Annotated in this window: 14 protein-coding genes; 4 read left to right on the forward strand and 10 right to left on the reverse strand. The window is 74.1% G+C overall.

Annotation, left to right across the window (positions count from 1 at the left end; genetic code table 11):
* The first annotated feature begins 153 nt into the window (after nt 1–153).
* Together Pdca_RS29840 and Pdca_RS29845 are read left to right on the forward strand one after the other, a co-directional pair.
* The gene (locus Pdca_RS29840) at nt 154–1,812 is read left to right on the forward strand and encodes a hypothetical protein (protein WP_085910636.1); all 1,659 of its coding nucleotides are present in this window, start codon (nt 154–156) and stop codon (nt 1,810–1,812) included.
* A 114-nt stretch (nt 1,813–1,926) separates the two neighbouring features.
* Nucleotides 1,927–2,799, forward strand: coding sequence for a 1,4-dihydroxy-2-naphthoate polyprenyltransferase (locus Pdca_RS29845; protein ID WP_085910635.1), 873 nt, complete (start codon nt 1,927–1,929; stop codon nt 2,797–2,799).
* 828 nt (nt 2,800–3,627) lie between these two features.
* Here Pdca_RS29845 and Pdca_RS29850 read toward each other — a convergent pair.
* Nucleotides 3,628–3,942 (reverse strand): DUF4229 domain-containing protein, encoded by a 315-nt coding sequence (locus tag Pdca_RS29850; protein ID WP_085910722.1) that lies wholly within the window; start codon nt 3,940–3,942, stop codon nt 3,628–3,630.
* A gap of 256 nt (nt 3,943–4,198) precedes the next feature.
* On the opposite strand from Pdca_RS29850, the gene Pdca_RS29855 reads away from it, so the two are divergent.
* Together Pdca_RS29855 and Pdca_RS29860 are read left to right on the forward strand one after the other, a co-directional pair.
* Nucleotides 4,199–4,411: a BldC family transcriptional regulator gene (locus Pdca_RS29855; protein WP_010224110.1), complete on the forward strand. Its 213-nt coding sequence runs from the start codon at nt 4,199–4,201 to the stop codon at nt 4,409–4,411.
* Between the two features lie 61 nt (nt 4,412–4,472).
* Entirely contained in the window at nt 4,473–4,703 is a 231-nt protein-coding gene (locus Pdca_RS29860) for a hypothetical protein (RefSeq protein WP_085910634.1), read from the forward strand.
* Between the two features lie 126 nt (nt 4,704–4,829).
* Here Pdca_RS29860 and Pdca_RS29865 read toward each other — a convergent pair whose 3' ends face one another.
* From Pdca_RS29865 to hemB, 9 genes are all read right to left on the reverse strand, one after another.
* On the reverse strand, nt 4,830–6,110 hold the full coding sequence (locus tag Pdca_RS29865; protein ID WP_085910721.1) for a MinD/ParA family ATP-binding protein: 1,281 nt from the start codon (nt 6,108–6,110) through the stop codon (nt 4,830–4,832).
* Between the two features lie 1,180 nt (nt 6,111–7,290).
* Nucleotides 7,291–8,259 (reverse strand): c-type cytochrome biogenesis protein CcsB, encoded by a 969-nt coding sequence (gene ccsB / locus Pdca_RS29870; protein WP_085910633.1) that lies wholly within the window; start codon nt 8,257–8,259, stop codon nt 7,291–7,293.
* Between the two features lie 5 nt (nt 8,260–8,264).
* Nucleotides 8,265–9,902: a cytochrome c biogenesis protein ResB gene (resB, locus tag Pdca_RS29875; protein WP_085910632.1), complete on the reverse strand. Its 1,638-nt coding sequence runs from the start codon at nt 9,900–9,902 to the stop codon at nt 8,265–8,267.
* A gap of 1 nt (nt 9,903) precedes the next feature.
* Nucleotides 9,904–10,725, reverse strand: coding sequence for a cytochrome c biogenesis CcdA family protein (locus Pdca_RS29880; protein ID WP_085910631.1), 822 nt, complete (start codon nt 10,723–10,725; stop codon nt 9,904–9,906).
* A gap of 82 nt (nt 10,726–10,807) precedes the next feature.
* Nucleotides 10,808–11,407 carry a TlpA family protein disulfide reductase gene (locus Pdca_RS29885; protein WP_085910630.1) on the reverse strand — a complete coding sequence of 200 codons (600 nt, stop codon included), beginning with the start codon at nt 11,405–11,407 and terminating at the stop codon, nt 10,808–10,810.
* Nucleotides 11,404–12,063 carry a histidine phosphatase family protein gene (locus tag Pdca_RS29890; protein WP_085910629.1) on the reverse strand — a complete coding sequence of 220 codons (660 nt, stop codon included), beginning with the start codon at nt 12,061–12,063 and terminating at the stop codon, nt 11,404–11,406. Before Pdca_RS29890 ends, Pdca_RS29885 begins: the two co-directional genes overlap by 4 nt.
* Nucleotides 12,064–12,066: 3 nt before the next feature.
* The gene (hemL, locus tag Pdca_RS29895) at nt 12,067–13,389 is read right to left on the reverse strand and encodes a glutamate-1-semialdehyde 2,1-aminomutase (protein WP_232021276.1); all 1,323 of its coding nucleotides are present in this window, start codon (nt 13,387–13,389) and stop codon (nt 12,067–12,069) included.
* Between the two features lie 19 nt (nt 13,390–13,408).
* On the reverse strand, nt 13,409–14,161 hold the full coding sequence (locus Pdca_RS29900) for a hypothetical protein (RefSeq protein ID WP_125911615.1): 753 nt from the start codon (nt 14,159–14,161) through the stop codon (nt 13,409–13,411).
* 73 nt (nt 14,162–14,234) lie between these two features.
* Nucleotides 14,235–15,212, reverse strand: coding sequence for a porphobilinogen synthase (gene hemB / locus Pdca_RS29905; RefSeq protein ID WP_085910626.1), 978 nt, complete (start codon nt 15,210–15,212; stop codon nt 14,235–14,237).
* Between the last annotated feature and the right edge of the window lie 36 nt (nt 15,213–15,248).

Raw genomic sequence — 15,248 nt, forward strand, 5'->3', positions numbered from 1 at the left:
TCGCTTCACACAGCGTGCGTTGCGCCCCGCCCGCACATCGAGTGTGCTGCAGCCACTGGCGACACAGGGTCCTCACACAACACCGGGCCCCCGGCCGTCACCTGAAGCACACGAGTAACACCAGAAACACCGATGCAGCGGGGGTTTGTCCAGATGCGCAGGATCACGCGGACCGGGCTGCGGAGCGTCGGTCTGCTCGTCGCGGCCGGGGCGTTCTGTGCCGTCGCCGTGGTGCCGGCCGCCGCGACCGAGCCGGTCACCAGCTGGCAGCCGGAGCTGAGCGAAGGCACCGGGCCCGGCGTCGTCGTCGACGATGGCGGGGCCCGGTTCGACCCGGCGACCGCCGTCGGCGCCCCCGTCGAGGACGGCGACGCCGAGGCGTCGGCCGATCCGGTGGAGGTCGTTCCGACCGGGCTCCTCACCCTGGAGCCGCACACCCTCGACGCACCGACCCGTGAGGTGCGCTCGGAGCTCGTCTCCGACACCCCGAGCGGGTCGAGCGCGACGATCGACGTCCGCGGCCGCAAGGCGAGCGGCGGCTGGACCGAGTGGATCCCCGCCGAGAACGACCGGACCGAGCTGCCCGAGGCCGCCCGCGAGGTGCAGGGCAGGCTGGTGCTCACCGCCACCGAGGACGCACGGCCGACCGTGCGCGAGGTGACCCTGTCCGCCACCCCGACCACCGAGACCGAGACCGGGCCGCTCACCGAGGCCGCCGCACGCAGCTACTCGGTGTTCGCCACCCGGGAGGGCCTCGTCGGCGGCACCACGGCGAACGGGCACAAGATCGTCCCACGGGACCGGTTCGTCGCGCTGCCGTCCCGGCGCGCGCTCTCCGGCAAGGGCAAGACCGACTACTCGGTGAAGGTCTGCGCGCCGAACGGCCGCTGCGCGATCGCGCCGGTCTGGGACATCGGGCCCTGGAACACCAAGGACGACTACTGGAACCCGTCGTCCCAGCGGGAGATGTGGAAGGACCTGCAGCAGGGCGTCCCGCAGGCCGCGGCCGCGCGCAACGGGCACAACGGCGGCAAGGACCAGTTCGGGCGGCGGGTGGCCAATCCGGCCGGGATCGACCTCGGCGACGGCATCTTCTGGGACGTCCTGGGCCTCAAGGACAACTCGCAGGTGCAGGTCGACTACCTGTGGACCGGCTCGCAGAAGCTGTCGGCCGTCCGGATCGGCGACGAGCCGGACACCGACATCCTCGCCCGGCCCGAGGCCGGCGCGGAGTCGGTCGGGATCGCGGTGAACACCACCGAGGTCCCGGTGCAGTGCACCCACGGCGACGGCGACGGCGGCTTCGTCCGGATCGGCGACGGGCAGTACCTGCCCACCTCGGTGCTCGGCGGGCTGCCCACCGACCTGCCGGGCTGTGACGCCGGCGACGCGCCGGCCGACCCCGCAGGGGATCCCGCCGACCCGGCCGGTGACCCCGCCGATCCGGCCGACGGGCCTGCCGTGCCCGGGGACGCCCCGGCCGGCGAGCCCGGCGAGCCGGCGGCCGGGGACGCCCCGGCCGGTGACAGCACCGGTCCGACGGCAGCGCCGGAGGACGCCACGGTCGCTCCCGCCGGCGGGACTCCGGCGGCAGGGACGGATGATGCTCCGGGGTCCGCCCCGGGCAGTGCTCCCGGGTCCGCCCCGGACGGTGCTCCGGGGTCCGCCCCGGACGGTGCTCCGGGGTCCGCCCCGGACGGTGCTCCGGGGTCCGTTCCGGACGGTGCTCCGGGGTCCGTTCCGGACGGTGCCCCGCAGGCCGGCGCTCCCATCCCCGGCTCGGCCCAGCGCGCCCCCTCCGGCGTCCGCTGACCGCGAACCCGCACGGTGGCCCCGCCCGGACCGACGATCCGGGTGGGGCCGCCGTCGTTCCCGGGCGGCACTCCCGGCACGCCGCCGGCGCCGTCGCGGGATAGGTTCCTCGTCGTGGCCAGCACGGCAGAGTGGATAGAGGGTGCGCGTCCGCGCACCCTGCCCACGGCGATCGCCCCCGTCCTCGTCGGTACCGGCTCGGCGCTCGGGGCCGGTGTCGTCGCCCCCGGTTCCGCCCTGCTCGCGCTCCTGGTCGCGATCGCGCTGGTGATCGGGGTGAACTTCGCCAACGACTACTCCGACGGCATCCGCGGCACCGACGACGAGCGCGTCGGACCGCAGCGGCTGGTCGGTTCCCGGGCCGCCCGGCCCGCGACGGTGAAGGCGGCCGCGTTCAGCTGCTTCGGCGTCGCGGCGCTCGCCGGGATCGCGCTGACCGCGGTGTCCGGGCAGTGGTGGCTGATCGCCGTCGGTGCGCTGTGCATCGTCGGGGCGTGGTTCTACACCGGCGGGAGCCGCCCGTACGGCTACGCGGGCCTCGGCGAGGTCGCGGTGTTCGTGTTCTTCGGCCCGGTCGCTGTACTCGGCACCGCGCTCACCCAGGCCGGGGCGGTGGACTCGGCCACCGTCGGCGCGTCCGTCGGCGCCGGCCTGCTGACCTGTGCCGTGCTGGTGGCCAACAATCTGCGGGACATCCCCGGCGACCGGATCGCGGGGAAGTCGACGCTCGCGGTGCGGCTGGGTGGGCGCTCCACCCGGGCGCTCTACGTGGCGCTCGCCCTGGTGCCGTTCGTGATCGCCGTCGCGGCCGCGTTCGACCGGCCGGGGCTGCTGATCGTGCTGGTGGCCCTGCCCGCCGCTGTGCGCCCGGTACGCGCGGTCCTCGGTGGAGCCGATGGCCCGGACCTGATCCCGGTGCTCCGCGACACCGGCCTGTTGCTGCTCGCCTGGGCACTGGCGGTGGCGGTCGGCCTCGCCGTCGGCTGACGGTTGGCGGTCGGCCTCGCCGGTAGCCGGCGGCCGGACCGTCGCGCCGGGGACGGTCCGGCTGCTCGGCCCCTCCCGGCCGGGTGCCGGGGCCCGGTGCGGATCGGCGGCGGTCCCCTCCGGTGTGCGGCCGGGGAGGGGACGGACGGGACAGTCCCGGGGCGGCTCACGGGTTCGGGTCGCGTTCCGCGGAACGCGAACGCGCGGCCGCCCGGCACCGGGACCACGGCCGCGCTCCGCCGAACGGCCGGCCGACCAGCGCCGGAGACGGAGACGGAGCGCCGCGTTCCGCGGAACGCACAAGCGACCGGTATCGGGACCGCGGCCGCGTTCCGCGGAACGCCCAGCCGCCCCAACCGCGGGGCCGACCAGCGCCAGGACCAGAGCCGGGCCGGGGCCGGAGTCCGCGGAGCACCCAGCCAAACCAGCACCACCGCCGAGCCCGCGTTCCGCGGAACGCGCAACCGACCGGCACCGGGACCGCACTCCGCAGAACGCCCAGCCGCCCAGCCCTGGGACCGCAGCCACGTTCCGCGGAACGCGCAAGCGACCGACACCGGAACCGGGGCCGCGTTCCGCGGAACGCGCGGCCGACCGGTATCGAGACCGCGACCGCACTCCGCCGAGCCCCCGGCCGACCGGTCTCCGGAACCGCAGCCGCGTTCCGCGGAACGCTCAGGCCGGCCGTCCCGGGGTCGTGCTGCACGGGCTCCCGGGTGCCTGCCGACCGCCGATGCCGAATCCGCCGCCACCGGGAAGCCTCGGGTGCGTGCGTTCCGCGGAACGCATCGTGCCGGTGCGTGGCGTCACCACGCCCGACGGACCGGGTCAGTCCCGGTCGTCACCGCGCAGCTGGGCCCGCAGCGACTCCCGCTCCGCCGAACGGCGGGCGTTGGCGACCGCGAGCGCACGATCCAGCCGGGACCGGAGCCCCCGGAACAGCAGCATCGACAGCGGCAGCGCGACGATCAGCGCCACCAGCAGCGCGACGATCAGCGGCACGCCCGCGAGTCCGAGCAGCAGGGCGATGACGGCGAGCAGACCGAGCCGGGCGAGCGTGTAGAGCGCCACCGTGGCGGCCAGGCCGGGCTCGCCGGCGCGAGCCCTCGCCGCGGCCTGCGGCGGGGGTGTCGGGGACGTCATGGCGTCCAGGGTACGGGCCCGCGCCCGGCGCCCGGAGCCGTGCACGTCCGTACCGGAACGACCCGCGATGTCCGCTTCAGGAATTTCATCAGCTTTGCCCTTTAAGAACCCTTTACCTCCGGACAACCGTTCGAGTACCTGGGGTCTGTGGTGTCACGATGGCCCGGAACAACAAGCGGTGACCGCTCCGAGGCGCTTCGGGAGATCCCTCCCGGCACCGCGACTCGGCGCCACGCTGCACTTCCGGGAGGATTTCATGGCAGCTCCGACACAGGCCCCCGAGCGACTGCTGACCCCGGGCGAGGTCGCCACGCTCTTCCGTGTCGACCCCAAGACCGTGACGCGCTGGGCGTCCGCCGGCCGGATCGGCTCGATCCGCACGCCCGGTGGCCACCGCCGATTCCGCGAGTCCGAGGTCCGCGGACTGCTGGCCGACCTCACCAGTGAGGCCAGCCCCGGCCTCCGCTGAACCCGGGACTTCACCCGCACGTCAGGCCACCTTCGCTACGCTGGACAGCGGAGGTGGCCTGATGTTGTTCCTGATCCTTCTGCTCGGCGCGGCCGTCGTCGCGGTGCTGCTCGTCCGGACCCTTCGGTCCGAGCAGGTGGTCACCGACAGGCTCCCGCAGCCCGAGCTCCCCTGGATGACCGGTCAGAAGGCGCAGAAGCCCCGCGCGACCGGTCCCGACGACGACCCGGACTTCCTACGTGAACTCGACGAGAAGGTCCGCAACCAGGAGGACCCACCGGAACGGACCTGACCCGGCCCGAGCGGTGCGCAGCCCCTCCGAACGACCCGACCAGAGTCCCAAGAAGTCTTGACCGAAGGGCGGCCCACCGGCTCCGGTGGCCGCCCTCCGGTGTTTCCGGTCACACCGGGGTGGCCGTCAGACCGGGAAACCGTCCGCCACGGCGGCGGCCAGCTCCAGCAGCGCGGTGCGGGTCGGCTCCTCCAGGCGGTCGAGATCGATCTCGGCGCCCTCCTCCAGGTGCGGATCGAACGGCACCCGGACGACCGCCCGGCAGCGGCCGGCGAAGTGCTCCGCGACCCGGTCCAGGTCGACGCCGCCGCCCGCCCGCCGGTACACCGAGTTGATCACGACGACGGCGTTCCGGACGAGGCTGCCGTAGCCGTGTGCGTCCAGCCAGTCCAGCGTCGCCGAGGCGCTGCGGGCCCCGTCGATCGATCCGGACGACACGATCACGAGCTGATCGGCCATGCCCAGCACCCCGTACATCGCGGAGTGCATCAGGCCGGTACCGCAGTCGGTCAGGACCAGGTTGTAGAAGTGCTCGAGCAGGTCGACCGCGCGCCGGTAGTCGTCCTCGCTGAACGCCTCCGACACGGCAGGGTCCTGCTCGCTGGCCAGCACCTCCAGCCGCGACTGTCCCTGCGAGGTGTACGAGCGGACGTCGGTGTAGCGACGCACCCGGTCGGAGTCGCGGAGCAGGTGCCGGACGGTCGCGGTCGTCTCCAGCGGAATCTTCTGGCTGAGCGTCCCGCGGTCCGGGTTCGCGTCCACCGCGACGACCCGGTCCCCGCGGTGGGACGCGAACGTGGCGCCCAGGGTCGCGGTGACGGTCGTCTTCCCGACACCGCCCTTCAGGCTCAGCATCGCGATCTTGTGCGCGTTGAGCAGCGGCCGGTTCAGTCGGGAGACCAGATCCCGGCGGTGCAGCTCCGCCGGGCTCTCCCCCGGGTTCACCAGTCCCCCGGTGAGCAGGTAGACGAGTTTGCGCCAGCCGCTCTCCGGCGGGCGCCGTGAGCTGCTCGCCCGGTGCGGGGTCAGGTCAAGGCCGCCGTGTGAGCCGTCGCCGCGCCGGTGCTGCCCGGATCGGGCCTCGACCGCCTCGGGCGCGGTCCAGCGTGGCCGGCGGGACGCGGCCTCCGGCGCCGGAGGGGCGCCGTCGGCGCGCGAGCCATCGGGGCGCGAACCGTCGACGCGCGAGCCGTTGTCCCGGCGGGTCCGGTCGGAGGCCTCCCGCTCGGCGGCGTCGCGGTCCCACGAGCTCCGCCACGGCCGGTCCGACACCGGACGACCGGTCGCCTGCCGGCCCGATCCGCGGGCCGCAGGGGCCCCGCGCGACCCCGCCGGACCGTCACTGCCACCAGCACCAGCACCGCCACCAGCACCGGCCGCGGTTGTGCCGGCGGCGCCCGCGGTCATGCCGGCTGCGGCACCGGCGGCAGCGGTTGTGCCGGCGGCGGCACCGGCCGATCCACCGGTTGCCGGGGCGTCGCCACTCGCGTCTCCACCGCCCGCGGCTCCACCCGGGGAGCCGGCACCTGCCGTGTCGCCACCCGCCGCGCCATCATCGGCCGGGCCACCACCCGTCGGGTCACCATCCGTCGGGTCACCACCGGCAGAGCCACCACCCACCGCGTCACCCCCCGGCGAGCCCCAGGCAGAGCCCCACGCCGAGGCGCCCGGGGATCCGCCGGCCGGGTAGCCGTCCGACGCACCGCCACCCGAAGAACCCGGGGGGCTGCCCGGCGCGTGCTGGTCCGGGGCCGGATCGGCCGGGTGCCCCGTCCGGTCTACGGCCCGGTCGTGCGCGACCGCAGTGCCTTGATCGGGGTCGTCCTGGTCCACTCGCCCGGCTGTGGGCTCGGCGTAGGCCGTTCCGGGGACCACCGCGTGCGCGTCGGTGGCCGTCACGTCGGCGTCGTCGTCGTGCGGGTGGACGTCCTCGGCCACCGGGTCCGGACGGCGCCAGATCAGCTCGCCGTCCCGGTCGTCGTCGTGACCGGCCCGGCTCGGCACCGTCCACCACGGCTCCGGATCGGTGGCACCACCGGAGCGGTAGAGACCGGTGTCGTCGGGACCGACGTCGGTACCGGTCGGGTAGACGTCCTCGGGTGCCCGGTGACGGCCGTCGTCCGAGTGCGCCTCCGCGGCGTACCCGGGTTCCGCGGGCCGCTCCGCCGGCTGCCCCGTGCCGGGGTTCGCGTGCAGCGCCGACAGGTCCAGCCCGTGCGGTGGTGTCGAGGGGTCGATCTCGTCGACCAGGTCGTCGTCGATCTCCGGCAGCTCGCTGCCCCACGCCGAACCGGCGGGCGGAGTCTGGGTGCCGACCGCGGCCCGGCCGGGCGCGGGGGCCGACGCCGCCCGCTCGGCCGCCGACGGCGACCGGGGCTGCGACGGGGCCTGCTGCGCACCGCTCGCCGGCTGCGCTGAGTCATCACCGGACGGGCGACGACGCCGTCCGAAGGACCGTCCGGACGTCTCCGCCGCGCCCCAGCGCTCCCGCACGTAGCGACCCACCGACCCGTCGGGCTGCTCGCCGGAACCGTTCTCGCTCACGGGAGCCGACGGTAGCCGTGCTGAACCCGGTGGTCGAGGCGCCTCACACCCCCGCGTACGAGTGCAGCCCGGCAACCACCATGTTGATGAAGAACAGGTTGAACACGATCGTGGCGAAGCCGGCCGAGTTGATCCATGCCGCCCGGGAGGTCCGCCAGCCCGCCGTGGCGCGGGCGTGCAGGTAGGCGGCATAGAGCACCCACGCGACGAACGCGACCGTCTCCTTCGGGTCCCAGCCCCAGAACCGGCCCCAGGCCGCCTCGGCCCAGACCGCTCCGGTGATGATCCCGAACGTGTAGAGCGGGAAGGCCAGAACCGTCACCCGGTAGGCCAACCGGTCGAGTGCCTCGGCGCCCGGGAGCTTCGCGGCGAGCGTGGCCGGGCGCTCGTTGCGCTTCATCAGGAACAGCAGGCTCGCGACGCCCGGGACCAGCAGCATTCCCGAGGCCAGCGTGATGGTCGTGACGTGGATGATGATCCAGTACGACTGCAGGGCCGGGACCACCGGAGCGGCCTCGGCGTACAGCACGGTGCCGGTGATGAACATCAGCAGCAGGGTCGGCGTCAGCACGAACACCCCGGCCGGACGCAGCGGTGGGTGCCTGTGCACCAGCACCAGCCACGCACCGACCGCCATCAGGCACAGCGCCGAGGTGAACTCGTACATGTTGCCCAGCGGCCAGCGGTAGGTCGCCAGCCCACGCAGCACGATCGAGCCGGCGTGCAGCACCACGGCCAGGATCATCAGCGAGATCCCGATCCGGCCGTACCGGTCGGCCCGGGTGCGGCCGGACGCCGGTGCGTCGGCCTCGTCCTGCTCCTCGGGGGTGTCGGAGATCTCAGCGTCCGAGCCGCTGTCACCTGCCCCGACGGCCGCCGGCCTGCGCGGCGCCCGGGCGACCCGGGACGCCGCGTACTCCAGCGACGTGAAGATCATCGCGATCAGGAGCACGACGAGCGTGGCCTGGAACAGCCGGTCGCTCCACATCGAGGTGATCGGATCGACGAGCATCGGTGTCAACCGTCCTTCTTGTCCGTCGGGTCGAGCAGCTCGGAACCGAGCCGATCGAACTCCTCGCCGTAGCCCGCCCGGTCGGTCCGGGCCAGCCCGCCGAGCTGGATGCGGCTGCCGCCGTCGATCGCGTCCACCCGCACCCAGAGGCGGCGCCGCCGGATCCCCAGCGACAGGGCCAGTCCTGCCACCATCACGATCGAGAAGACCAGCACCCAGATCTGCCCCGGGTCGTGGCCCACCTGGAGGTTCACCCAGGGGGTGACGCCGTCGAACCGGACGACCGTGCCGTCGTCGAGCGTGACGCTGTCGCCGATCCCCAGCCGGTCATCGGCCACCGTCACGAGCTCGCCGTCGTCGATCTTCTGCTGGTCCACCGTGAAGATCGACTGGCCGCGGCCGTCGTCGATGCCGAGATCGCCGCGCATGATGGCGACGTCGGCGGTCGGTGCGCGCAGGTCCGGGTGCACCGACGCGAGGTTGCCGTCGGCGTCGACCGCCCCGGTCGGGGCGAACGTGCCGGTCACCGCGAGCTGGGTGGTGCGGCGCTGCTCCGCATCGGTGATGCCCGGCTGCTCGAACTTCGTCGCACCCTCGGAGAGCTGGCTGCCGCTCTGGTCGACCGGCCGCCACTGGATCCCGCCGGTGCGGCTCTGGCCGTCCGGCCAGGTCACGGTGAACTCCGGCGCGTAGCCGTAGCCCGTGAGGTAGGCCCGGTCGCCGTCGGTCCGCAGCGGGTTGTTGACCGTGATCTCGCTCTGCCGCCAGTCGGTGACGCCGTCGGCCAGGTCCTCACCGGTCTGGTAGCCGATCTGCGCACCGAACGTCGCCGGCTGCCCGTTCGGCAGCCAGGTCCCGTCGAACTGTTCGACGCGCACGCAGAACTCGTTGAGGTCGGTGCCGTCCACCCGCAGCCCGGCCCGGAACGTGTCGTAGCCGAGGATCGAGCTGTTGCAGAACTCGGCGCCGTCCGCCCGGACGATCACGTCGCCCTCGTAGCCGTAGAGCTTGCCGCCCGCGAAGCCGAGCAGCAGCCCGATCAGGCTCAGGTGGAAGACCAGGTTGCCGGTCTCGCGCAGGTAGCCGCGCTCGGCGGACACCGTCGTCGCCCCGCCGGGCTCCGAACGCTCCACCCGGCGCCAGCCGCGCAGCAACCGCCGGGTGCGCTCCAGGACGGCGTCCGGCGGCTCCGTCGATTCGCCGTCGACGTGGTGCGGCAGCCGGGCCAGGTTCCGTGGGGTGCCGACCGGGGCCGCCCGCATGCTGTGCCAGTACTCCACCGAGCGCGGCAGCACGCAGCCCACCAGGGAGATCATCAGCAGCAGGTAGATCGCCGCGAACCACGGGCTGGCGAACACCTCGAACCCGCCGAGCGCCTCGATGATCGGGGCGGCGGTCGGGTAGTCGGCGTAGAAGTCGTCGACCAGGAACTCGTTCAGCGAGCGCTGCGGGATCAGCGCGCCCGGCATCGCGGCCACCGCCAGCAGGAACAGCAGCACCAGCGCGGTGCGCATGCTGGTCAGCCCGCGCCAGGTGTTGCGCAGGAACGCCGTCACCGGGCCGAGCCGGCCGGAGCGCGCCGGCGGCTCGCCGTCCGGTGTGGTGACCGGCGGCTGCGGCGGGGCGGTGGGGGGCGAGGTCATGTCAGATGGGCGGGGTGAACCCGGCGATCGACACCTGGAGCTGGATCAGCCAGCGCGCCCACACCCCGGACACCAGGAGCACGCCGACCAGCACGAGCAGCACTCCGCCCGCGACCTGGATCGTGCGGGTGTGCCGGCGCAACCGGCCCAGCATCCCGACCGCGCGGGACGCGCCGAGCGCGATCACCACGAACGGGATCCCCAGGCCGGCGCAGTACGCGAGGATCAGCACGACGCCGCGGAACGAGCCGCCACCGGTGCCCGCGGCGACGGCGACCACACCGGCCAGCGTCGGGCCGATGCAGGGGACCCAGCCCAGCCCGAACACCGCGCCGAGCAGTGGCGCCCCGGCCAGCCCGGCGCGCGGCGTCCAGTGCGAGCGGTACTCGCGCTGCAGGGCCGGGATCAGGCCGGCGAACGCCAGACCCATCACGATCATGACGACGCCGCCGATCCGCTGCAGCACGGCCTCGTTCTCGATCAGCACGTCGGACAGCCACACGGCGCCGACCATGATCGCGCCGAACACGACGGTGAACCCGGCCACGAACAGCAGCGCGGCGCCGGCGACCCGCCAGCGTCCGTCCGGACGGGTCCGCTGCTCGACCGCGGTCCCGCTGCGCCGTGCGCTCTCCCGCTCACGGGCCTCCGCCTCGGTGACCGGCGGCGGCTGCGCACCGACCAAACCGGCCAGGTACGCGAGGTAACCGGGGACCAGCGGGACGACGCACGGCGAGGCGAAGCTGACCAGCCCGGCGAGCACCGAGACCAGGGCCGCCAGCAGCAGCGGCCCCGATATCGCGAGGGCGGTCGTCGGGTCCATCGCACCCCAGGGTAGAAGGGCCGCCGCGCACACCCGCCAGCGGGTTCTACAACGTGTAGTGCAACGGTCCGGTCGCGCTCCGTCAGCCCGCCCCCGGAGCCCCCGGGGCGGGTTCCTCGGCGAGCCGGGAGATCAGCGGCATCAGGTCCGAGCTCCCGACCGGGGTCAGGAACACCGCGGCGACCCGCTGCTCGCGGTCCAGCACGATCGTCGAGGGGACGACGTTGCGCGGGTAGCCGTCGAGCCGGGCCAGGGTCCGCCCGGCCGGGTCGAAGATCGAGTCGTAGCTCAGGCCGCGGTCGGTCTTGAAGTCCAGGGCGGCCTGCCGGTCGTCGCGGACGTCGATGCCGAGCACCACGGCGTCGCCCTCGGCGGCGTCGGCGACGGCCTGCAGCTCCGGCGCCTCGGTCCGGCACGGGCCGCACCAGGAGCCCCAGATGTTGATCACACGGACGGTTCCGGGGAAGTCGCCGATCCCGACCTCGGCGCCCGGGTTCATCAGGCTCTCGCCGCGCAGGTCGGTGATCGGCCCGCGGCTCTCCGGCGGGTCGTAGACGATCCGGGTCTCGCCGCCCGGCGCGACGAACGCGAACTCGCCGGATCCGGCGACGGCGTCCGTCCCGACGCCGCAGCCGGCGAGCAGCGCCAGCGCCGCCAGCAGCGGGACCGCGAGCCGTCTCATGCGCCGATCACCATCGCACCGCTGGATCCGGCGGGCTCGGCGTAGCGCAGGCCGGTCATCCGGGCCCCGGTGAACTCGACACTGGTCAGCGACGCCAGCGCGCACTGGCGGCGGCGCGGGTCGTGCCAGAGCCGCTGCCCGAGCAGGTACCGGCGCAGCGTCCAGACCGGCAGCTGATGGGACACGCAGACGACCTCCCGGCCGGGTGCGAGCAACCGCGCTCCGTGCAGCGCGCCGAGCATCCGGTGCGCGATGTCGAGGTACGGCTCGCCCCAGGACGGCGTGAACGGGTCGCGCAGCAGCCGCCACGCCTGTGGCCGCCGCAGCGCGCCGTCGCCGACGGCGAACCGCTTGCCCTCGAACAGGTTCCCGGCCTCGATCAGGTTCTCGTCGGTGCCGATCGGCAGGTCGTGCGCCTCGGCGATCGGGCCCGCGGTCTGCTGGGCGCGCTGCAGCGGGGAGGCGACGACGGCGGCGATGTCGTTGCCGCCGAGGTACAGCGCGACCGTCTTGGCCTGCGCCTCACCGTGGTCGGAGAGCCGGTAGCCGGGACGGCGGCCGTAGAGCACCCGCTCGGGATTGTGCACCTCGCCGTGCCGGAGCAGGTGCACCACGGTGACCGGGCCGGTCGGCGCGGGTGTGGTCCGGTCGCCCACGGCTCAGGCCCCGTCCGGGCGGGTGGCCGCGGCCGCCGCCTTCGCCCCGGCCGCGAGCCCGACCTCGATCCGGGCGAACGCGTCGTCGTCCAGGGCGGTGCAGACGAACCAGGCCTCGAACGCCGAGGGCGGCGGGTAGATCCCGTGCGCGAGCAGCGCGTGGAAGAACGCCGGGTAGCGCCAGGTCTCGGCCGACTTCGCGTCGGCGTAGCCGGTGACCGGGGCGTCGGTGAAGAACGGCGAGAGCATGGTGCCCGCGTACTGCACGGTGTGCCCGACGCCCTCCCGGTCCAGTGCGGCGGTGATCAGCGAACCGAGCCGGTCGGCGTTGGCCTGCAGGGTCGCGTAGGCGGCCTCGTCGGCGTTGCGCAGCGTGGTGAGACCGGCGGCGACCGCCACCGGGTTCCCGGCGAGGGTGCCCGCCTGGTAGACCGGCCCGGCCGGCGCCAGGAACGACATGTGCTCCACCGAGCCGCCGAACGCGGCCGCCGGAAGCCCACCGGACATCACCTTGCCGAAGGTGTAGAGATCGCCCGCGACGCCGTCGCAGCCGAACCAGCCCTGGCGCGACGCCCGGAACCCGGTCATCACCTCGTCGATCACCAGCAGCGCGCCGTGCGCGTGGCAGAGATCGCGCAGCGCGGCGTTGAAGCCCTCCACCGGCGGGACGACGCCCATGTTCCCGGGCGCCCCCTCGGTGATCACGCAGGCGATGTCGGCGCCGCGCTCGGCGAAGACCGCCCGCACCGCCTCCAGATCGTTGTAGGGCACCACCACGGTGTCCGCGGCCTGTGCACCGGTGACGCCGGGGCTGGTCGGCAGGCCGAGCGTGGCGACGCCGGAGCCCGCCTCGGCGAGCAGTGCGTCGACGTGGCCGTGGTAGCAGCCGGCGAACTTCACGATCACGCTGCGCCCGGTGATGCCGCGGGCCAGCCGGATCGCGCTCATCGTCGCCTCGGTGCCGGAGTTGACCAGCCGGACCTGCTCGACCGGGGTGCGGTCGACGATCTCGGCGGCCAGGTCGATCTCACCGGCGGTCGGGGTGCCGAACGACAGCCCGTTCGACGCCGCCGCCCGCACCGCCTCGACGACGGCCGGGTGCGCGTGCCCGAGGATCATCGGCCCCCAGGACGAGACGAGATCGACGTAGTTCGCGCCGTCGGCGTCGGTCAGCTCGTAGCCCTGTGCCGACACCATGAACCGCGGCGTACCGCCGACCGAGTTGAACGCCCTGACCGGGGAGTTCACCCCGCCCGGGATCAGTTCGGCCGCCCGCTCGAAGAGGCGGGCGGACTCCTTCGGCTCGAGGTTCTGCGCGCTGCTCACCCGGCCAGTCTCCCAGCCGTCACCCGGCGCGCCGTGCGGCCCCGACCTTGCGCGACGCATACCACTCCCGCGCGGCCTGCCCGTAGAGCAGCACCACCCCGGCCGAGGAGATCGCCAGGATCGCGACCGCGAACACCGGGATGGTCGGCGCCATCAGCAGCAGCAGCGGCAGCCCGTAGACCGCGGTGAGCACCGCCAGCGCGAGCCGCGCACCCGGCCGGCCGAGGAACGCGACCACCGCGAGCGCCGCGTAGACCAGCGCCAGGACCAGGAACACCCCGCCCATCACCCGGACCAGCTGGGTCAGCTGCTCCATCGTCACGCCGGCCTGCGCCATCACCGCATCGAGCTCGGCCCGCGGGACGCCCGCCTGGTCCAGGGTCGCCTGATCGACCTGGGCGACCATCGCGGCGGCGCCCATCAGCACGAACGGCAGCGCCGCCGCGATCAGCAGGATCAGCGCGGTGACCACCTGCCGCGGCCGGGCGACCGGTGTCGTCCCGCCCGGAGCGAGGCCCGCCGGCGGCTGACCCCAGCCCTGCGGCGCGCTCCCGGTGTTCCACTGCGGGCCGGGCTGCGCCTGTGCCTGTGGATGTGCCTGCGGATGTGGCTGTGGATGCGGCTGCGGCTGCGGATGCGCCTGTGGGGCGGGCGCGGCGGCCGGGGTCCAGCCGTTCGGGTACGGGTTCTGCGGGTACTGCGGGTAGTGCCCGGTCGACGGGCCGGGCCGGTAGTACTGGGGCGCGCCCTGCTCGCCGGGGTTGTTGCTCACGCCCACCACGGTAGCCGGACGGGTGTCCGGTTTGCCACGTTCGGCGGTACCGCGGGCAGGTGGTGTCGCTCCACTACCGGTCCAGCCAGCCCGCGACCTCGGTAGCCCAGTAGGTGAGGATCACGTCGGCGCCGGCCCGGCGGATCGAGGTGACCGTCTCCAGGATGGTGCGCTCCCGCTCCAGCCAGCCCCGCTCCACCGCGGCCTCGATCATCGCGTACTCACCGGAGATCTGGTACGCCGCGACCGGTACGTCCGCGACGTCGGCCACCCTGGCCAGCACGTCCAGGTAGGCCAGCGCGGGCTTGACCATCACCATGTCGGCGCCCTCGTCGAGGTCCAGCGCCAGCTCGCGCAGCGCCTCGCGGGCGTTGCCGCCGTCCTGCTGGTAGGTCTTGCGGTCACCGCGCAGCTGCGAGTTCACCGCCTCCCGGAACGGCCCGTAGAAGGCCGAGGCGTACTTCGCGGTGTAGGCGAGGATCCCGGTGTCGGCGAACCCGGCCTCGTCCAGCGCCTCCCGGATGACGCCGACCTGGCCGTCCATCATCCCGCTCGGCCCGACCAGGTGCGCCCCGGCGCGGGCCTGCTCGACGCCCATCCGGGCGTACACGTCGAGGGTGGCGTCGTTGTCGACCCGGCCGTCGGCGTCCAGCACACCGCAGTGACCGTGGTCGGTGAACTCGTCCAGGCAGAGATCCGACATCACGACGAGATCGTCGCCGACCTCGTCGCGGACATCGCGCAGCGCGACGTTCAGGATCCCCTCCGGGTCGACGGCGCCGGAGCCGGTCGCGTCGTGCACCTGCGGGACGCCGAACAGCATCACCCCGCCGACGCCGGCCGACGCCGCCTGCGCGACCGCCTTGCGCAGGCTGTCCCGGGTGTGCTGGACGACGCCGGGCATCGACGAGATCGGCACCGGCTCGGTGGCGCCCTCGCGGACGAACATCGGCAGCACCAGCTGCCGGGGTCGCACCTCGGTCTCGGAGACCATCCGCCGCATCGCGGGGGTGGTCCGCAGGCGGCGGGGACGCTGCGCCGGGAAAGCCATTGACCCAGGGTAGAGCGCCCCCGGCCGGGCGCCGTC

The organism is Pseudonocardia autotrophica (assembly GCF_003945385.1).
GTDB lineage: Bacteria > Actinomycetota > Actinomycetes > Mycobacteriales > Pseudonocardiaceae > Pseudonocardia > Pseudonocardia autotrophica.